At 69.6% G+C, this 18,841-nt stretch carries 19 protein-coding genes and 2 pseudogenes; 8 read left to right on the top strand and 13 right to left on the bottom strand.

Annotated features, from left to right (window positions below):
• From ACFHWU_RS14460 to ACFHWU_RS14445, 4 genes and pseudogenes are all read left to right on the top strand, one after another.
• On the top strand, positions 1-844 hold an 844-nt coding region (locus tag ACFHWU_RS14460), incomplete at its 5' end, for a glycosyltransferase family 4 protein (RefSeq protein WP_416555003.1).
• Positions 845-1,072: 228 nt separating this feature from the next.
• Positions 1,073-1,810 (top strand): annotated as a pseudogene (locus ACFHWU_RS14455) (serine/threonine-protein kinase); the annotation flags it as partial.
• Positions 1,811-1,946: 136 nt separating this feature from the next.
• The gene (locus ACFHWU_RS14450) at positions 1,947-2,714 is read left to right on the top strand and encodes a TIGR03089 family protein (RefSeq protein ID WP_416590783.1); all 768 of its coding nucleotides are present in this window, start codon (positions 1,947-1,949) and stop codon (positions 2,712-2,714) included.
• 82 nt (positions 2,715-2,796) lie between these two features.
• Positions 2,797-3,603, top strand: coding sequence for a metal-dependent hydrolase (locus ACFHWU_RS14445; RefSeq protein ID WP_416554999.1), 807 nt, complete (start codon positions 2,797-2,799; stop codon positions 3,601-3,603).
• 9 nt (positions 3,604-3,612) lie between these two features.
• Here ACFHWU_RS14445 and ACFHWU_RS14440 read toward each other — a convergent pair whose 3' ends face one another.
• Entirely contained in the window at positions 3,613-4,206 is a 594-nt protein-coding gene (locus tag ACFHWU_RS14440; RefSeq protein ID WP_416555027.1) for a nucleotidyltransferase family protein, read from the bottom strand.
• Between the two features lie 134 nt (positions 4,207-4,340).
• Complete coding sequence (locus ACFHWU_RS14435) at positions 4,341-6,008, bottom strand: bifunctional 3'-5' exonuclease/DNA polymerase (RefSeq protein WP_416590782.1); 1,668 nt, start codon at positions 6,006-6,008, stop codon at positions 4,341-4,343.
• Positions 6,009-6,315: 307 nt separating this feature from the next.
• On the opposite strand from ACFHWU_RS14435, the gene ACFHWU_RS14430 reads away from it, so the two are divergent.
• On the top strand, positions 6,316-6,738 hold the full coding sequence (locus ACFHWU_RS14430; RefSeq protein ID WP_416590781.1) for a flagellar protein FlhE: 423 nt from the start codon (positions 6,316-6,318) through the stop codon (positions 6,736-6,738).
• Positions 6,739-6,764: 26 nt separating this feature from the next.
• Here ACFHWU_RS14430 and ACFHWU_RS14425 read toward each other — a convergent pair whose 3' ends face one another.
• The 4 genes from ACFHWU_RS14425 to ACFHWU_RS14410 are packed head-to-tail and all read right to left on the bottom strand — an operon-like array spanning position 6,765 to position 11,149.
• Positions 6,765-7,739, bottom strand: coding sequence for a carbohydrate ABC transporter permease (locus ACFHWU_RS14425; RefSeq protein WP_416590780.1), 975 nt, complete (start codon positions 7,737-7,739; stop codon positions 6,765-6,767).
• A 13-nt stretch (positions 7,740-7,752) separates the two neighbouring features.
• Positions 7,753-8,694: a carbohydrate ABC transporter permease gene (locus ACFHWU_RS14420; protein WP_416568336.1), complete on the bottom strand. Its 942-nt coding sequence runs from the start codon at positions 8,692-8,694 to the stop codon at positions 7,753-7,755.
• A gap of 43 nt (positions 8,695-8,737) precedes the next feature.
• Positions 8,738-10,186 (bottom strand): N-acetylglucosamine/diacetylchitobiose ABC transporter substrate-binding protein, encoded by a 1,449-nt coding sequence (ngcE, locus tag ACFHWU_RS14415; RefSeq protein ID WP_416590779.1) that lies wholly within the window; start codon positions 10,184-10,186, stop codon positions 8,738-8,740.
• A gap of 12 nt (positions 10,187-10,198) precedes the next feature.
• Positions 10,199-11,149, bottom strand: coding sequence for a MurR/RpiR family transcriptional regulator (locus tag ACFHWU_RS14410; protein WP_416590778.1), 951 nt, complete (start codon positions 11,147-11,149; stop codon positions 10,199-10,201).
• A 77-nt stretch (positions 11,150-11,226) separates the two neighbouring features.
• On the opposite strand from ACFHWU_RS14410, the pseudogene ACFHWU_RS14405 reads away from it, so the two are divergent.
• Positions 11,227-11,433, top strand: a pseudogene (locus ACFHWU_RS14405) (winged helix-turn-helix domain-containing protein); the annotation flags it as partial.
• 239 nt (positions 11,434-11,672) lie between these two features.
• On the top strand, positions 11,673-12,137 hold the full coding sequence (locus tag ACFHWU_RS14400; RefSeq protein WP_416554985.1) for a hypothetical protein: 465 nt from the start codon (positions 11,673-11,675) through the stop codon (positions 12,135-12,137).
• Between the two features lie 72 nt (positions 12,138-12,209).
• On the opposite strand, the gene ACFHWU_RS14395 is transcribed toward ACFHWU_RS14400, so the two are convergent.
• The 6 genes from ACFHWU_RS14395 to ACFHWU_RS14370 all read right to left on the bottom strand — a co-directional run bounded on the left by ACFHWU_RS14395 (position 12,210) and on the right by ACFHWU_RS14370 (position 16,736).
• The gene (locus tag ACFHWU_RS14395) at positions 12,210-12,605 is read right to left on the bottom strand and encodes a hypothetical protein (protein WP_416590777.1); all 396 of its coding nucleotides are present in this window, start codon (positions 12,603-12,605) and stop codon (positions 12,210-12,212) included.
• A complete protein-coding gene (locus tag ACFHWU_RS14390; RefSeq protein ID WP_416590776.1) occupies positions 12,605-14,767 on the bottom strand; it encodes an ATP-binding protein in 2,163 nt (720 codons plus the stop codon). The genes ACFHWU_RS14395 and ACFHWU_RS14390 overlap by 1 nt, the downstream gene beginning before the upstream one ends.
• On the bottom strand, positions 14,764-15,333 hold the full coding sequence (locus tag ACFHWU_RS14385; protein ID WP_416590775.1) for a GNAT family N-acetyltransferase: 570 nt from the start codon (positions 15,331-15,333) through the stop codon (positions 14,764-14,766). Before ACFHWU_RS14385 ends, ACFHWU_RS14390 begins: the two co-directional genes overlap by 4 nt.
• Before the next feature lie 63 nt (positions 15,334-15,396).
• Positions 15,397-15,912: a DUF6879 family protein gene (locus ACFHWU_RS14380; RefSeq protein ID WP_416590774.1), complete on the bottom strand. Its 516-nt coding sequence runs from the start codon at positions 15,910-15,912 to the stop codon at positions 15,397-15,399.
• A 2-nt stretch (positions 15,913-15,914) separates the two neighbouring features.
• A complete protein-coding gene (locus tag ACFHWU_RS14375) occupies positions 15,915-16,121 on the bottom strand; it encodes a hypothetical protein (RefSeq protein ID WP_416590773.1) in 207 nt (68 codons plus the stop codon).
• A gap of 165 nt (positions 16,122-16,286) precedes the next feature.
• Positions 16,287-16,736 carry a class I SAM-dependent methyltransferase gene (locus ACFHWU_RS14370; RefSeq protein WP_416590788.1) on the bottom strand — a complete coding sequence of 150 codons (450 nt, stop codon included), beginning with the start codon at positions 16,734-16,736 and terminating at the stop codon, positions 16,287-16,289.
• Positions 16,737-16,787: 51 nt separating this feature from the next.
• Here ACFHWU_RS14370 and ACFHWU_RS14365 point away from each other — a divergent pair, with 51 nt between their 5' ends.
• A complete protein-coding gene (locus ACFHWU_RS14365; RefSeq protein ID WP_416590772.1) occupies positions 16,788-17,684 on the top strand; it encodes a DUF397 domain-containing protein in 897 nt (298 codons plus the stop codon).
• A 560-nt stretch (positions 17,685-18,244) separates the two neighbouring features.
• On the opposite strand, the gene ACFHWU_RS14360 is transcribed toward ACFHWU_RS14365, so the two are convergent.
• The gene (locus ACFHWU_RS14360; RefSeq protein ID WP_416554971.1) at positions 18,245-18,811 is read right to left on the bottom strand and encodes a Uma2 family endonuclease; all 567 of its coding nucleotides are present in this window, start codon (positions 18,809-18,811) and stop codon (positions 18,245-18,247) included.
• Positions 18,812-18,841: the final 30 nt, after the last annotated feature.

The following is an 18,841-nucleotide window of genomic DNA, read 5'->3' as shown; positions in this document are numbered from 1 at the left end:
CATCGAACACTGGCTCGGCCACGAGTCGTGCCGGGTGATCACCTGCTCCGGCTACATGCGCTGGGAGGTCAGCCACCTGCTGGAGCTGCCGGCGTCGCGGGTGGACGTGATTGCCAACGGGGTGAACGACCGGGTGTGGCGCTCGTCGACGCGGGCGGTGGCGGCGGCCCGCGAGCGGTACGCCGCCGACGGGCCGCTGATCGGCTTCGCCGGCCGGCTGGTCTACGAGAAGGGCGTTCAGCACCTGATCGCCGCGCTGCCGTGGCTGCGGCAACGCCATCCCGGGCTGCGGGTGATCGTCGCCGGTGACGGGCCGTACCGGGGTGAGCTGCAGGCGCAGGCCGTGCGGCTCGGCGTCGCCGATCTGATCAACTTCGCCGGGTTCATGACCGAGTCGCAGCTGCCGGCGGTGCTGGGCGCGACCGACGCTACCGTGGTGCCGAGCCTCTACGAGCCGTTCGGCATGGTGGCGCTGGAGGCGGCGGCGGCCGGCGCGCCGCTGGCCGTGTCGGCCACCGGCGGGCTCGCCGAGATCGTCGAGCCCGGCGTGACCGGTACGACGTTCCGGCCACAGGATCCGCACGGGCTGGCCCAGGCGGTGCACACGCTGCTCTCCGACGAGCTGTTCGCCCGGCGGGTGGCCCGGGCGGCCCGGCAGCTGGTGACCCGGCGGTACGGCTGGGCGACGATCGCGGCGCAGACCGCCACCACGTACGCCGCCGCCGTGCGCGAGGCGCCGGGCTTCAACACCCGGCGGGCGGCCGCCCAGCTGGCCGGCGGGGCGGGCAAGCTCGTCGTGCCGGACGGCAACCTGCTCGCGGCGGTCGGCGGCGCCGTCTCGTAGGCGCTTCAGCTGCTCATCGGCAGCGCGGTTGCCGTCGGCAGGGCACTCGGCTGTTAGGTCACCCGGCGCAGCGAAACGGCTGATGGTCGCCACTTCTCCAGCTGATCCGGCATCACCAGCCCACAACTACTGTATGCAGTCGTGGGCTGACGATGGGAGACGGTGATCGTGTCACCGCAGCTGATCGCGGACCGCTACCGACTCGTACGTCCGGTCGGCAGCGGCGGGATGGGACGGGTCTGGCTGGCGCGCGACGAGGTCCTGCGTCGCGACGTCGCCGTCAAGGAAGTGCTGCCCCCGGACTGGATGAACGACGCCGAACGCGAGGCACTGCGCCGCCGGACGCTGCGGGAGGCGCGCAGCGCTGCCCGGCTCAACCACCCCAACGTGGTCCGCATCTACGACGTACGGCACGTCGCCGGCTGCCCGCTGATCGTGATGGAGTACGTCCGGTCCCGTTCGCTGCACCAGGTCGTCGCCGAGGACGGCCCGCTGCCGCCGGTACGGGTCGCGGCAATCGGTCGACGGGTGCTGGCCGCGCTGCGGGCCGCGCACGGCCACGGGGTCCTGCACCGCGACGTCAAGCCGCACAACGTGCTGATCGGCGACCGGGGCCGGGTGGTACTGACTGATTTCGGACTCGCCACCCTGGACGGCGACGGCTCGATCACCCGGACCGGGATGGTGATCGGTTCGCCGCAGTACATCGCGCCGGAGCGCGCCCGGGACGGGGTGTCCACCGTGGCGGCCGACCTGTGGTCGCTCGGCGCCACGCTGTATGCCGCCGTCCAGGGCCGCGCCCCGTACGCCCGGTCGACGCCGATGGCGACGCTGACCGCGCTGGCCACCGCGCCACCGGACCCGGCGACCCGGGCCGGGCCGCTGCGGCCGGTGCTCGCCGGCCTGCTGCGACGCGACCCGAGACGACGGCTCGACGTGGACGAAACCGACCGGATGCTGCGCCGGGTGACCGCCGACGCCCCGCCCGGTACCACCGCCGCGACCTGGCCCCGACTGCGCGACGTGGCCGCACGGTTACGGGTCCCCGGCACCCTGACCCGGTAGGGTCGGCCGCGACGATCATTCACACCCTGGAGTACGCATGGACGCCTCCGCCCTCGCCAGCGCGCCCGGCCTGGGCATCTACCCGGGCGACCCGGCAACGCCCCTGCTGACCTGCTACGACGACGCCACCGGCGAGCGGACCGAGCTCTCCGCGACGGCGCTGGGTGCCTGGGCGGCCCGGACCGCGGCGGTGCTGCGCGACGGCTGCGGGCTGGTCACCGGCGACCGGGCGGCGATCCTGCTGCCGCCGCACTGGCAGACCGCCGCCGTGCTGCTGGGCGCCTGGTCGATCGGGGTGTCGGTGTCGATCCGGTTGGCCGCCACCGCCGGCCTACCGGTGATCGAGCCGGGAGGCGACGAGCCGCTGGACACGGTGTTCGCCGCCCGCGGCCGGATCGACGACTGGTTGGAGGACGTGCCCGGGGCGCGGCACCGGTTCATGCTCGACATCGGTGCCCGGGCTGCGGCGGGCACCCCGCCGCCGGAGGGCTACCGGGACTTCCTCGCCGAGGCGTGCCGGTACCTCGGCCGGCCACCAGCGTACGGGCTGGTCCGGCCGGGTGATCTGGCCAGCGTGGACGGGACCAGCTACGCCGAGTGGGGTTCACTGGCGCTGGAGATCGCCGCGCAGCAGGACGTCACCGCCGGCGACCGGGTACTGGTTGACGGCGGCCAGCACGAGCACCCGCTGTTCTGGCTGCTCGCGCCGCTCGCCGTCGGCGCGAGCGTGGTGCTCTGCGTCAACCTGGACCCGGACCGGCTCGATCCCAGGGTGGACAGCGAAGGAGTCACCCGGGTGCTCTGACCGCCGTACCGGTGTGGACGGTGCCACCACCATCTGACAGAGTTGCCTCCGCCGAGAAGTTGACCTTGGAGGAAACCCGATCATGATGGGTCCGTCCCACGCGCTGTCCGGCGCCGCCGTGTGGCTCGCCGGTTCCTGGGCGCTCGACCAGTTCGCCGGCTACGAGCAGTCGCCGCTGATGATCGCGGTCGGCACCGCCGTCTGCGCCGGCGGCGCGCTGTTCCCGGATCTGGACCTGTCCGGCAAGGTCACCCGCAACCAGGGCGGCGCCACGGTCGCCCGGACCTTCGGTGTGGTGTCGCTGTTCGTCGCCGAGGTCATTGAGAAGATATCCCTCGGCGTCTACTACGCGACGAAGCTCAGCAAGGATCCGAACCGCAAGAACGGGCACCGGACCCTCACCCACACCATTCCATTCACCGTGCTGGTCGGTTGGGGCACCACCGCGCTGTGCACCGCGTACGGCAAGTGGGCGGTGATCGCCATCCTGTTCTTCATGATCGGCCTGGCGTTGCGGGGGCTGTTCGACGAGTGGGCCAAACGCGCCGGCTGGGTGATCGTCACCCTGCTGTCGCTCGGCGCCGCCTACTTCACCTACCTGCACCTGCCCGGTGACCGGGGCTACCCGATGCTCGGCCTGGCGATGGGGGTCGGCTGCTTCGTCCACATCCTCGGTGACCTGATCACCCGGGCCGGCGTACCGATCCTGTGGCCGATCCCGGTCAGCCGGCGCATGTGGCGGATGTTCGGCCCGCCGGACCGGTACTCCATCAGGGCCGGCAGCAAGTTCGAAGTGGTCGTGCTCCGCGGTGTGTTCAGCGTCGTGTCGGTGCTGGCCATCATCGGGCTGGCCATCCCGGCGGTGCACCGGCACTTCACCGCCAGCTGAGCCCTCGGCTCACGCCGGGGTGCGCTGCACCGGCACCGCCAGCCCCCACGCCGCCACCGACTCCGGAGTGTCCACCTGCCCGCCTTCGGCGACTCCGTCACAGGAGATGTCGATCACCTCGCCGGTGTGCGCGAGCAGGTACGGCCGGGCCCCGCCGTCGGCGTTGGCCAGGGTCGCGATCGCCGCCCAGTGCCGCCGGCCGAACACCATCGGGTAGCTGCGCGTGCCGGCGTAGGTGGCGCAGACCAGCACCTCCGGGTACGGCAGCGCGGTCACCCGGCGCAGCGCGTCAGCGGTGATTCCCGGCATGTTGACCGGGAACACCACCACCGCCTCGGTGTCGCTGTCCTTCAACGCGTCAAGTCCGACCCGCAGCGACGAGCCGAGCCCGGTGCCCCAGGCCCGGTTGACCACCACGGTGGCACCGGTCAGGTCGGCGGTGTCGCGTACCTGGTCGGCGGCGGCGCCGAGCACCACCACGACCGGATCACAGCCGGTCTCCCCCACGATCCGCAACGCCCGTTCGACCAGCAGTTGGTCGCCGCGGTACAGCAGGGCCTCCGGCCCGCCGATCCGCCGACCCCCACCAGCCGCGATGATCATCCCCGCGATCCGACTCAGCTGAGCCACCCCCGCAACGTCTGCCCGGCCGGTCCAGCCCGGCCGGCGGTCACAGCGCCCGCCAAACGCTGCCCGATCCGATGGAACGCACAACGGTCCCAACGATCAGGTGGCGATCAGGTGGCGTCCGCGTAGCAGGTGACGGTGGACACCTCGAGCGGGACCCGGACCGGGGTGTCGCCGAACAGCACCGTGGTGGCCCGGCCGGCGCATTCCCGCACGGCGGCGGCGACCGCCGCCGCCTGCGTCGCCGGACAGTGCACCACCACCTCGTCGTGTTGAAAGAAGACCAGCTCGGCGGCGGTGCCGGCGATCGCCTGGCGGACGGTGGCCAGCAGGACCAGTGCCCACTCGGCGGCGGTCGCCTGGGCGACGAAGTTGCGGGTGAACCGCCCCCGGGCCGGGCTGCCGACGTCGGACGGTGGGCAGGTCCGGCCGAGCCAGGAGCGCACCAGGCCACCGGTCTCCCCGGTCCGGGCCGCCGACTCCAGGTACTCGAACGCCACCGGGTAGCTGCGGCGCAACACGGCGAGGGCCGGCACGGCGGCGCCACCGGTCTGCCCGTACATGGCCCCGAGCAGGGCGACCTTCGCCCGGGCCCGGTCACCGCCGAACGAGTCGCGGGCCAGTGCGGCGTACAGGTCACCGGCGCCACCGGCGGCGGCCAGCCGGCGGTCACCGGACATCGCGGCGAGCACCCGTGGCTCCAGCTGGGCGGCGTCGGCCACCACGAAACACCAGCCGGGATCGGCGACCACCGCCCGGCGGACCGCCTTGGGGATCTGCAACGCCCCGCCGCCCCGGGTGGCCCACCGGCCGGACACCACCCCGCCCGGCACGTACTCGGGGCGGAACCGGCCGTCGCGGACCCATGCCTGCCGCCACGCCCAGCCGTGCGCGGTCCAGATCCGATGCAGTTCCTTGTACTCGATGAGCAGCGGAACGGCCGGATGGTCCACGCCGCGCAGCACCCAGGCCCGGGTGTTCGGCAGGCTGATCCCGACCCGGGCGAAGGCCCGCAGCACCTCGGCCGGCGAGTCGGCGTGCAGCTGCCGGACCCCGAACGCGGCGGCGATCCGGCCGGCGAGCTCGGCCAGCCGGCGCGGCGGCCCGCCGACCGGCGACGGCGCGCCGAGCAGCTCGGTGAGCAGCGCGTCGTGCAGGTCGGCCCGCAACGGCAGCCCGGCGGCACCCATCTCGGCGGCGACCAGCGCGCCGGCCGACTCGGCGGCGACCAGCAGCCGGAACCGGTCCGGTCGGGCGGTGCCGGCGATGCGGCGCTGCTGGTCGGCGTACACCCGGGTGAGCGCCTCGATCGGGTCGGCGACCGTCGCCGGGGCCGGCACGTCGTCGAACAGCGCGGCCTGGCCGTGCCCGGGCGGCGCGGCACCCGGCGCGGGCGGGTCGGGTGGCACCGGCGCGCCGGTCAGCCGGGCGTACGCGGCGGCGAGCGACCGCGGCTCGCCCCAGCGTCCGTCGTAGCCGAGCAGCAGCGCCTCGGTCAGCTCGACGTCGTGGCACCGCTCGATCCGCACGCCGGCCCGCAGCATGGCCGGGTAGATCGCCGCGGTGGTCGCCCACAGCCAGCGCGGCTCGGGCACCGGACGCGCCGCCGGTGCCTGCGATAGCGACGGCCCGGCCGCCGGATGCTGCGATGGTGGTGGCCGGTCGACGGCCGCCGCCAGGTCGGGCACGGCCTCGACCGGGCCGGCTGGCCGCCCGTCGGCGTGCAGCAGCCGGCGCACCCCGCCGCCGCCCGGACCCGCCGCTACCGCCACCAGCACCCGCTCATTGTCGCCCCGGCGTACGACAACATCTGCCCTGGTCGTGGGTGCTGTCGTACGCCGGCCCGGCAAACCCGCGCCCGCCGGGCCGGAGGCAAATGCTCTCCAGGTCTGATGCATGTGTGGCATCGCGATGCCACACATGCATCAGACCTGCGAACACCAGGTGGGCAACCGCGCCGGCGGGCAGTGGTCAGGGTCAGGTCAAGAACGCAGAAATGCGTATGTCGAGAACCTGGTGAACCATTTCTCAGGGTCAATCAGCCGGTTAGATTCGAGATCCGCCTCAATCACCGGGAGGACGATTATGAAAGCACTACGCCGTACGCTCGTCGCGTTCAGCGCAATCATCGCCGTCATGTTGCCGGCGAATGCCGCCGAGGCGGCGGTGAGCAACTACATGCGCAACCCGATCGGCGGGGTCCTGTACCAGACGAACTGGTGGTATGCCAGCAGCAAGGTGTCCGGCACCGCGCCGACCGGCGCACTGGTCACCACCGTGCACTGGTCGTACAGCCTGAGCAACCACTCAGGGGTCGAGGCGTACCTGTGCATCCCGGTCGGCTGCTCGAAGCTGCCCGGAGCGTCCGGCGTCACCACCGCGTTCGTCGGCCAGCCCGCGTCGCAGAGCTGGACGTTCTACTTCCAGGTGCCCGCGTCGACCACCTATCTGCTGTCGCCGCCGCGCACCGGGGGCGCGCACATGGTCGACGTCACCTACGTGTACTGACGCCGGCGGCTGCCTGGAGACGCTGCCTACTTGGAGACGCTGCCGGTGAGGCCGGACTGCACCTGCCGCTGGAAGACGATGTAGACCAGCAGCACCGGCAGCATCGCCATGGTCACCCCGGCGAACAGTCCCGACCAGTCGGACTTGTAGCCCTGGTTCACCGACAGGTCGATCAGCCCCTGGGCGATCACCTGGTTCTTCGCCTCGCCGCCGTTGGGCTGCATCAGCAGGTACGGCAGGTACCACTGGTTCCACTGGCCGATCACGTTGAAGATCCCGATGCTGATCAGCCCGGGTTTCGCCATCGGCAGCATCACCCGGAAGAACAGCGTGCTGTGCGACGCGCCGTCCACCATCGCCGCTTCGGCGACCGTGGTCGGCAGCGTCTTGAAGAACGAATGCATGAAGAAGACCGTGAACGCCAGCGACCAGGCCACGTAGACGAGGATCAGCATCACGTGGCTGTTCGGGCCGAGCAGCGGGATGAACACGCCGGTGTTGTAGACGCCCTTGTACAGTGGCACCGCAGCCATGAACACCGGCAGGGTCAGCCCGGACAGGAACATGTAGTAGATGACCCGGTTGCCGGGAAACTCGTAGCGGGCCAGCACGTAGGCCGCCATCGAGCCGAGCAGCATGGTCAGGAAGACTCCGCCGCCGACGATGAGGATGGTGTTGACGAAGAAGTCGCCGATGCCGCCGTCGACCCAGGCCCGGGCGAAGTTCTCCCAGTGCAGCTCGTCCGGGATCAGTGACAGCGGCTCCCGGATGATCTGCGCGTCGTCCTTGAACGACGACATGACCACCCACAGCAGCGGCAGCACCACCATCGCGCCCCAGATCAGCAGGAACAGGTGGGAGAAGCCGTTGAAGAAGGAGTCGATGACCGCGCCGGCCCGCCGGGGCGGCCGCGACCGGGCGGTACGCCGACCGCCGGCGGTCTTCGACGGTGGTGGCGGCGGGCTGGCCGCGCTGGTCGGTGGGTTGGTGACAGTGCTCATCGCGCGGCCCTCCCTAGAATTCGATCCGCTCACGGCGGGTGATCCGCAACTGCACCGCGGCGAGCAGCAGCGTGAAGATGGCCAGCGCGACCCCGATCGCGCAGGCGTAGCCGAACTGGCCCTTGTTGAAGGCGGTGAAGTTGATGACCGACGCGAAGACCTCACTGGCGTGGTCGGGGCCGCCCTGGTTGGGGGTCATCACGAAGACCAGCGCGTACATGTCCAGGGCGATGAAGCCGAGGTAGACCCAGGCGACCGAGATGCTGTCGCGCAGCAGCGGCAGGGTGATCCGCAGGAAGCTGGTCACCCGGCTGGCCCCGTCGAGCATCGCCGCCTCGAAGATGTCCTTCGGGATCGACTGCATGGCGGCGGAGAACAGCACCATGTAGAAGCCGACCCCGCCCCAGACGGCGATCAGCAGCAGCCACCACAGCACCGCCGGCACGCCGAGGAACGGCGTCGGGTCGGAGACGAACTTCAGCGGCTGCTCCGCGTCGACCAGACCGATCCTGATCAGGATGCCGTTGAGCAGCCCCTGACTGTCGCCCCGGTAGATGGCGCCCCACATGATGGCGACCAGGACCAGGGACAGCACCTGCGGGAAGAAGAAGATCACCTTGTAGACGCCGGAGCCGCGTACCCCCCGCACGCCGGCCCTGTCCCCACGCCCTCCCACGTTGAGCAGGAAGGCGAGGAACAGGGCCAGCGCGATGGTGAACAGCGGCAGGGTGACCAGGAAGAAGACGTTGTGCCAGAACGCCGTACGGATCAGTTCGTCGCCGAACAGCCGGACGTAGTTGGCCAGCCCGACGAACTCCTGGGTATCGGAGTAGCCGCCCCAGTTGGTCAGCGAGTAGCCGGCCGCCTGGGCGTACGGCCAGACGACGTAGAACACGTACAGCGCCACCGGCAGTGCCAGGAAGCCCGTCACGAACCGGGCCTTTCCGTGCTGCATCGTCAGGTCACCTTCTGCTCGGTCGGGTCAGCGGAGTGACGGCTCAGGACCGGGTGAACTTGTTCACCGCGTCGTCCGCCGCGATCTCGTCGGCCGCCTCCTGCAGAGTGTCCTGGAACTCCTTGGCGGTCATCCGGCCGGCCATCAGCTCGCCGATCGCGTTCTGCTCCACCTTGTCCAGGTCGGCGTACCAGTCGGGGTGGCGGAACGAGACCAGGTCGCCGGGGGCGTTGGTCATCAGCTCGTTGGCCGAGGTCAGCGCGGTGGAGGTGGTGACGTTGTCGCCGGAGCCCTTGACCGAGGCGAGCGAGCTGGTCAGTTCGGCGAACTTGCCGGCGCCCTCCTTGGAGAGCATGGCCCGCAGGAACTCCATGCCGCCGGGGGCGTTGGCGGCCTTCTTCGGCACGATCCAGCCTTCGCCGGAGCCGGCCTGCACGGTGCCGTACGGGGCGGCGTCGTCGGCGCCGACGCTCCACACCGGGGCGATCTTCATCTGGAAGCCGCCCGGGATGGTGGCCCGCATCTCGTTCTCCAGCCAGGTGCCGCAGGGCAGGAACGCCGCCTTGCCGTCCAGCCAGGCCTGCTGCGACTCGGTGTGGGTCAGGGTGTCGCTGCCGGTGAGGGTGTAACCGTCGGCGACCATCTTCTCGACGGCGCTCATCGCGGCGGTGACCGCGTCGGTCTGCCAGGCGCCTTCCTTCAGGTTGTCGATGTCGACGACCGCCTGCCGGCCGCCGGCCAGCCAGATCCAGGTCATGATCGGCCAGCGCATGTAGTACGGGTACTTGCCGGCGAAGGCGAACGGCGCGACACCGGCCGCCTTGATCTTCGGCGCGAGGGTGAAGAACTCGTCGAAGCTGGTCGGCACCGCCCACCCGTTGCGGTCGAACAACGCCTGGTCGAACCAGAGACCGAAGACCGTGTACGCGTAGTTGAGCTGGAAGAACTCACCGTCGAACGTACCGTCGTCGACGGTGCCGGGCAGCAGCGTGTCGCGGACCTTCACGGCCGGGTCGTCCCAGCTCGGCGCGTCCAGCAGCGGGGTCAGCTCGGTCAGCGCGCCCTCGTTGATCAGGGTGTCGATCGCCATCAGGTCGGCGCCCGAGTTGTTGATCAGGTCGGCCGGGGTGGTGGAGAACTTCGGCTGCTGCTCGGTCTTGATCTTCTGGGTGGAGCTGAGGTTCACCGTGACACTGTCGTGCTTGGCCACGAACAGCGTCTTGTCGAACTCGGGGTACTCGTCGCCGAGGCCGCCGTTGAACACGACGACGTCGACGCTGCTGTCGTCGGCGACACCGAACGGGTTGTCGGCGCTCTTGGTGCCGGTCTCCGTACCCGTGCCGGGGTCGCTGCCGGCGCAGGCGGAGAGCAGGCCGGCCGCCGGGCCGGCCAGCAGCCCGGCGGCGGCCGCGCGGCGCAACAGGGTCCGCCGGCGGACCGAGGCACCGGCGACGGCGGACGGGATCCGCACGGAATCTGGGTAAAGCGACATGATGTGTGCTCCTCAGCTGGGGGTTTCGGCGGGGCGGATCGTGCTCCGGTCGACGGCCTTGTGGCCGTCGACGGCTCGGGCGGTGCGGCGGAACGCCGCGTGCGCGCGGTCGTGGGTGCGCTGCGCGACGGCGACGTAGAGCAGGTCGAGGACGACGAGTTGCGGGTGGCGGGCGGAGAGCGCGTCCGGCCGGAAGGTGGTCGCCTGGGGGGCGGTGAGCAGGACGATGTCGGCCAGGTCGGCCAGGGTGGAGCGGGGGAAACTGGTCAGCGCGACGGTGGTCGCGCCGTGGCTGCCGGCCTCGGCGACCATCTCGATGGTCTCCCGGGTCTGGCCGGTGTGCGAGATACCGAGGGCCACATCGCCGTCGCGCATCAGCGCCGCGCTGGCCAGGCCGTTGTGCACGTCGGTCCAGGCCCAGGCCGGTACGCCGATGCGGTGCAGGCTGAACTGCATCTCCTCGCCGACCAGGGCGCTGCCGCTGGCGCCGAAGATGTTGACCCGGCTGGCGGCGGCGACCGCGTCAGCGGCCTGCTCGACCTGGCTGAGGTCGAGCAGTGCGGCGGTGTCCTGCATGGCCTGGGTGTCGGCGGCCATGATCTGGCCGAGCACCCGGTCAAGCGGGTCACCGGGCTGGATCTCCCGGCCGATGTCGACGGTCCAGCCGGCGGCGCGGGCCCGGCCGGTCTCGGCGGCGATGCCGAGCCGCAGGTCGGCGTAGCCGTCGAAGCCGAGTGCCCGGCAGAACCGGGTGACCGTCGCCGGCGACGTACCGCTGCGTTCGGCCAGCTCGACGATGGTGGCGCGGGCGGCTGCGGTTGGGTCGGTGAGCACCTGGTCGGCGACCCGGCGCAGCGCACCGGTGAACTCGGTGAGCCGGATCCGGGCGAGCACCGTGTCGGCCGGCCCCGGGGCGTCGACCACCGCAGTCCCCGCGGGGATCTCCACCTCGCTGTCAGCCATCGGCGTCGACCTTTCGGGAAGGACTGTTAACTGTTAGTGGTAAAAGTTCTTACTAACACCCCCTCCGTGTCAAGACCGTGGGCGAAGTTTTCAAACCGTTACCGGCTGGGAGCACGGCCAGTACGAATTGGACCTGGAACACAAGCAGCTACGCTCACCGGGGCCAGCAGATCCTGCTGGAGCCGCGAGCCGTCGAGTTGCTGTGCCACCTCGCTGCCCACCGGGACCGGCTGGTCACCAGGCAGGAACTGCTGGACACGCTCTGGTCCGGGCGGCACGTCACCGAGTCCGTCTTCGTCTCGGCCCTGCGCGCCGCCCGTCACTCGGTCCGCGAGACTTTCTCGAGCTGCGGCCCGCATCCACGAGCCGCTGGCACACTCCCCGCTGCCTCGTCCGGGAGAACGCCGCACCCACCCACCCCGACGGCTACCGCAACGTCCACCTGTGGCCCGCCATCACCGGAGGCGACCTGCCGCTGCTCGTCGCCGCCGAACGGGCACTGCTCTCCCTGGAACTGGACGTCGTGTGGCGGCTGCTGGCTGCATCCGCGATCGGCACGGACGTTACCGAACAGGCACGACGGCTGGCCGATACCTTCGCCAGCCGCAAGCCACCTGACGGCCGCCGACAAGCGTCGGCCAGCGCCGCCGACGCCCTGGAAGCATCGATCGCCGCCACCAATCCAAAGGACACCAAGGGCGGGACGTACCGAAAGTTCCGCGAGGATCTGCGAGACAACAAGATCAAGGACCGGGGTATGGCGCAGGCATGGCCAGCGCACATCCTTGTGCTACTCAACAGAGCCCGTGATCGCGCTCCGATCACCCACGGCACCGCGACCACCGCGGACGCGGTCATCGTCGAGGCTGCCGCCGCCCTGGGTGGATTGGGCAAGGCGGGTCAAGCCGGCGGCCTGCTGCACCGTCATCGCCAACTCCATGGCGAGGTCAGCGGTTGCATCCGTAGCCGGACGCAGCCCACCCGCTGACGATCCACTACCGCTCAGAGCCGTTCGGCGCGGCAGTGAACCAGTCCCTGCGGCTGCTGACCAGCCCGGTCCTCACGCCCCGGTCCCAAAGTGCACGCCGTCGTGGATGTCACGTGCCTGCACCGCCGGACCGCGGACCGGGCCGGAGATCGTGTTGCTGGCCCGGCTGTGGTCGTCTGCCGTCCGCGCAGCCCTGACCTCAGCCCAGAGCCGGTGCAGCTCGGCGGCGAAAACCTGGTCGTTGAGCGTGGCTGCGGTCAGCGCGGCGCGTAGTTCCGCGATCCGCGGACCGTCCAACGGCTCACGTTGGGCTGCGTCGAGTGCGTTCCCGGTGGCGGGCTGCTCGGCAGCCTTCCGCCGGACGAGCCGGACCAGTGCCGCGAACGCGGCCTTGCCGCCAGCGGTCACCTCGGCTGCTGCGCCCGTCGCCAGCGCCGTCGCGACAGCGGTCAGGACTGGGTCATTCATCAGTACTCATGTCCTTCCTCAATTGGCTCCAGCCGCCGCCGCACCTCGGCGACCAGCGGGGCGTCCAACCCGATCAGCGTCGTCAGCGCCGCCGACCACGCCTGACGCGCTGCGGTCCGGTCTCCGTCCGCCGCGTGCGCATCGCCCACGTACACTAGGGTGATGCACTCATGGCGGGGATCGCCGGCCGCCGCGAACAACTCGCGAGCGCGGGCAAGATGGTCCAGCGCCGCGACAGGCTCCGGCACGTCGGTCAGGGTGCGACCGAGCTGCAGCTCGACCAGCGCCTCGCTCCAGCGGTTCCCCAACGTCCGAAAGATCTCCATGGCCTGCTCGTACGACGCGATCGCCTCGGCGTACCGGAGCATGTTGCGGTGGCCGTTCCCGAGGCTCATCAAGGACAGACCGATGCCCCGGTCCTCGCCGGCGTCGCGGAAGATCTCCAACGCGCCCTCGGCGCACGCGATCGCCTCGTCGAAGCGCCCCGAGTCCTCGTAAGCGAGGCAGCAGCCGCGCAGCGCGTAGCCGGCTGTCCAGCTGTCGCCGACCTGCTGGGCCGCGTCCCGCGCTTCCGAGTAGTACCGCAGTGCCTCGTCGATTTCGCTGCGGTCCCACCAGGCATCGCCGAGGAGCAGCAGCATGAAGCCTTCGGCCGATCGGTCCGCCAGGTGGCGGGTGCAGTCGAGGGCCAGGAGATGACTGTCGATCCAGGCCCGCCAGTAGGAGCGTCGTTCGAAGAACGCCATCGAGGCGGCGGCGAGTTTCCAGGTGACGTCGCAGTGCCCGGTGTCGTGCGCCAGGCGGATGACGTCGAGTACGTTCAGGCGCTCCTGCTCGGACCAGCGCAACGCCTCGTCGAGCGTCGCGAACGGAGGCCGCCCGTCAGCGGTGACGCCGGTCAGGCCCGGAATCGGTCGGCCCTGGGGAAGGATCTTGCGATAGCTGTCGTACGCCCGGACCAGGTGCCAGTCGAACATCCGCGCCAGCCCAGCCTTGGCCTCGGCGGGTGGCTCGTCCGCCTGCGCCCGTTCCGCAGCGTACAGCCGGAGCAGGTCATGCAACCGGTACCGGTGCCCCACGATCCGGGTCAGCAGGTGCAGCCCAACCAACGAATCCAGGTGCCGCCGCGCCTCCGACACCGGCCGCCCGGTCAGTGCCGCCACCGCCGAGAACGAGACATCTGCGCCCGGATGCAGCCCCAACAACCGGAAGGTACGCGCGACCGGAGGGTCGAGCGACCGGTAGGTCCACGAGACGACGGTACGGACGGCGGACAACTCGTCACCGGGCACGGACAGTGCGTCGAGCCGACCATTCTCCTCCTCCAGCTCCGTCACTAGATCGGCCAGGCTCATGTCCGGGTCGCTGACGGCGCGGTCGGCCACGATGCGTAACGCGAGTGGGAGCCGCGAGCAGAGTGCCGCCAGCCGCACGGCCGCCGCAGGCTCGGCGTCGATGCGTTCCGGGCTGGTCGTCTCGCGCAACAGCCGGATGGAGTCGTCGTCGGTCAGCACGTCGAGTACCGCCCGGATCGCACCGTCGCGCACCGCCAGACCGGAAAGCCTGTCCCGGCTCGTGATGATCACCATGCAGGTCGGGGAGGCGGGTAGCAGCGGTCGTACCTGCTCGGCGGTCGACGCGTTGTCCAGCAGCACCAGCATGCGACGTCCGTCGGTCAGTGACCGGTAGAGCGCGGTCCGCCCGGGCAGGTCCGTCGGAATCTTCTCCGGCGGTACGTTGAGCGCCCGTAGGAACCCGTCGAGGGCCTCCTGCGGGGTCAACGGCGGCACCGCATCATAGCCGCGCAGATTGATGTAGAGGTCTCCGTCCGGGAACCGGGCGCGCACCCGGTGTGCCCAGTGGACCGCGAGCGCTGTCTTGCCGACCCCGGCGCTACCCGAAACGGTCGAGATCGTCACGACCGGGAGCCTGCCGTCGCTGGTCCGTAGATCTGTCTCGTCGAGTAGCGAATCGAGCTGCCGGATATGCAGTTCCCGGTCGATGAAGCCTTTCGTGGCGGGTGGCAGTTGGCGTGGCGGGGGAAGCGGGACATCGGTGACCCGGACGTGCACGCCACCAGATATCTGCGCGGCCTGGACAACCGCACCGGCGCCTCCGGCGAAGTCGTTGTCGGCGTCTGCGTTGCCGTGGGCCGGGTTCATGGCACCTCGGCTCCGCCACGCGCGGCGAGAAAATTGGGACCCCGCAGCCCCATCAGTACGAGATCCTGATACCTGCCGTCGAAGTACTCCTGTTCGCGAAGTAGCCCTTCGACGACGAATCCCAGTCGTTCGTGCAGCCGCAGCGAAGCGACGTTACTAGCGTGAATGTCCGCAAGGCACTTGTGGTAGCGCCGTTGCGTGAACATGTAGCGCAGCAGGATTCGTGCGGCTTCCGTCGCATAACCGTGGCGCCGTTGGTTCCGCGCGATGGCGAGGCCGTAGCTGAAGCTGCCGCTACGTTGGTCCGTGTCGCGGGTCGAGATCGCCCCGATCATTCCCGAGTTGTCGACCCGTTCGATGGCGAGCGCGAAGCAGTCACTTCCAGGCTGCCAGGTGCCGACAGCGACGATCTCCTGCCGGCGTTGTGCCGTCGAGCGCGGCGGCTCGACCCGGAACACGGACCGTGCGTCCTCGGTGTGCTCGGCGAAGGCCTGGTAGTAGCGGTCGTCATCGGGTTCGATCGCACGTAGCCGGACAAGGTCGCCGACCCAGAGTGAGCTCGACATGCCTGCACCTCCCTCACTTCGCCGCGGACCTGGACTCACAGACGGTCACCGCGCATCGCGTCACTACGACCGGTAGTCGGCGAACCTGGTCGCGCGGGTCCATGCCACGTCGCGCCAGTAGCAGTGCTGGAGTATGTCGTCCACACCGTCGACCGCCTCAAAGCCGAGGAACGTGTCGTCGTCGCCGAAGTGCAGGACCGCGAGTTTGCGCGAGTCGAAGAGCCAGAAATCATGGTGCGGGAGGTCCAACGCATCGGCCACGTCGCGATCGATGTATCGAATGTCCTCGCCGACAGCCAGGTTGTACGGGGTGATGGAAATTTCGAAACGGAGGTAGTCGCTCGGTGGATCATCGACGACTCGGACGCGTTCCACCCGCTTCCCGGTCGAGGTCTGCGACGCCATCAGGTCGAGCCAGCCCCGAAGCCATTCGATGCCCGGGTCCCGGCCAGCAAGAAAATCCTGAAATGGAAGATCCTCGGCCTGCACCCCGTAAGATCTTCGCACCTCGAACTTGAAGGCGACATGCTCAAAGCCCAGAAAGAGCTTCTGGAAAGCATCAGGGTCGTCGACGATCACCGTCATTCGCTACTCTTGCCCTCGAACCAGGACATGAGCGAACGGGGCACCACGACAAAATTCTCGCCCGGCAGCACGTCACGGAGCTGGGAAAGCGCCTCCGGGTCGGTCAACTCATGACCTTGAACGACGATGTCCCCGGTATCGGTCTCGTAGAGCGTCGGACAAGATCCAGCGTTGCTCGATGTGGACGAATACCAGTCGATCAATTAATGACGGAAGCTGTCTTTGCCCCTACCTGTCCAATCTTTCGCAATGTGAGACCTGTCCCATAAGCGGCCTGTCGACCTACGCTGTGGAAGTTAGCGCTCGTCCCCTGTGGCCGCCGTCGAGGGTCGACGCCGGGCGTCCGCTGCGAAGCTCTACAGCGGAACTCACAGCTCGGGCCGCTCGGCAGTGGCGGTGAACCGGTCCTTGCGTGGCTGCTCACGTCCAGCTGCGCGACGCGCAGCCCCACCTTGCGACACAGCGCGGCGAGGTCCTCCGGCTCGTAGTAGCTGAACCACCGGAGGGCCGGGAAGTCGAGGTGCTGCGCCACCCGTCACGACCCCGTACTTCACGCTGATCAGCACCTTACCGCCCGGCAGCAAGACCCGACGGATGTCGACCGGCGCGGTAACCGCGTACTGCCGGGGCAGGTGCAACCGGACCCCGCTGGCGATGACACCGGCGAAAGCCGCGGACCGCAGCGGCAGGGCGAGCGCGTCGCAGCAGACGGCAGCGTTGACTGCGATCCGTACAGTGGTCGCGCGTAGCAGCTCCGGGGTGACGTCGGCGAGGACGACGGCCCGGCCGGTGCCGGCGACTAGGTCGGCGCCGCGCAGGAGCGACGCACCTGGCAGGAGGTGAAGCGGGCCAAGGTCTGTTCGCGTACGATGTCGTGGCGCATCGAGAACGGCAAGTTCCCCGCCAAGATGAACACGGTCCGAGGTCTGTGCTGGTTCTACGGAGCGGGCCCCGAGACAACGAACGCGCTGACCCGCCTCGCCGGAGCGGGTGACGAGCACGGCTGGTGGGAGTCGCACGGCGACGCCGTACCGGACTGGTTTCAGCTCTACGTCGGCCTCGAAGCCGCCGCCACCGAGATCCGCAGCTACAACCCGGAGTTGGTCCACGGTCTCTTGCAGACCCCGGACTACATGCGGGCGGTGTTGCGTGCCGCCGACCCACAGACGTCCGAGCAGCAGATCGAGCGGCTGGTGTCGCTGCGGCTCAATCGGCAGATCTCCTACTACGACCGTGAGGAGCCGGCCCGGATCGTCGCCGTCCTCGGTGAGGGCGCCCTCCCCCGCGAGGTCGGCAGCCCGGCGGTGATGGCCGAGCAACGCGCCCACCTGGCCAGCGTCGGTCGGCGGGTCCGGGTGGAGATCCGGGTTCTCCCCTGGTCCGCCGGTGCCCACGCCGTGATCGCTGGTGCTTTCACCGTCCTGGACTTCGCCGACCCGACGACCGGACGTGGTCTACGTCGAGTCCCATATGGGCGCTCGCTACCTGGAGCTTGCAGTAAAGCTGGCGGAGTACCGCCGAGTCTTCCGGCTGATCCGCCAGCAGTCGGTCTCGATCGAGGAGCACCTGCGATGAAGCCCGGCACCCCCCTGGTGCACCTCCAGCCGCAGCGCCGGCAACGGCGGCGAGTGCGTCGCGTACCTCGGCACGCCGGCCACGCCGAGGTACGCGACAGCAGGGACCGCACCGGCCCCACCTTGATGTTCAGCACTGCCCAGTGGGGCACCTTCACCACGGCCCTGCAGACCGGCGCCCTCCCCCACTGACCCAACCCACCACGGTGTCGCCCGGCTCCCGTAACGAGCCGGGCGACACCTCCGTCTGCACCAATGAAGGGCAGCTCCCGACAGAGCTGCGACAGGGTCGAAGTCTTGCCCATCCTGGCCTGCGGCGAAACCACCGGCCCGCGAGAGGTCCATGCTCACGGCCGTCACGCGGGCTGCATCCGCAGGACCTTCCCGGACTGAGCCAAAGACGCTACCAGGACACGACCGCCTCGGCCAACGTCAGCTGACTGCCGTCTGGCTGCCAGTCGCAGACGTACCGCTCGTAGTGGAGGTCGTGCCGCCGGGTACAGAAGGCATCGACCCGGTCACCAAGCACAACGAGTACGCGGCAGCCGGCATATCTCAGTACTAACTCGTGGACCAGGGTCCGGCCCGGACAGTCACGATGCATCGCCTGGCCGGTTATCGCTTCACGGTGCCCGCAAGGATGCCCCTGCCTGGATCCTCAACATGAGCGCGGACGAGCACGATCTCCGCTGACCGCCGACGACCAGGTCGATGCTGCCGAGTGGCGGCGTCGCCGCACCGACCCGGAGCTGTCAAATCTCGCCGAGATCGACCTCAACAGGAAAAGGCGCTGCCAGCTTCACGAGGCCGGTGAAGACTTCGTCGTCGCGGTAGCGGCCCGTTGCTGGGTCGAGCACGTACGTGTAAACGATGGGCGCGCCAGTGACTACCTGCTCAACACGCCAATAGAACTGAATTCCAGCCCGCGCATACTGACTTGCCTTGACGATCCGGTCGGTCGTCTCCGATCCGGGAGAGACCACCTCGACCACGAGAAGCACATGCTCGGGTCGTGTCGGCGTGACGTCGATGGTGTCCGCCCGGTAGACCGTCACATCCGGACGGCGGTTGTTCAGCGGCACGTCTTGGAGCCGGAGATCGAAGTCAGTGTCCGCGTTCCAATCCGGCCCCGCCGCGAGGTCCAAGGCGTTCGCCAAAATCCTGGCGAGGCGGTTGTGCCGCTTGGAGGCGCTCGGACTCACGAGGACCATCCCATCCACGATCTCGATACCCGCGCACTGCTCTTCTGTCCACGTCGCGTATTGCTCGGCCGTGACCTGCTCATGCATCCAGTCCGGCGCGACCATTTCTACAGTCATACACACCTCCTGAATGACGGTCGGCTACCA

Source organism: Micromonospora sp. LOL_015 (genome assembly GCF_048060275.1).
GTDB lineage: Bacteria > Actinomycetota > Actinomycetes > Mycobacteriales > Micromonosporaceae > Micromonospora_E.
This window is presented reverse-complemented; position numbering and strand designations above follow the sequence as displayed.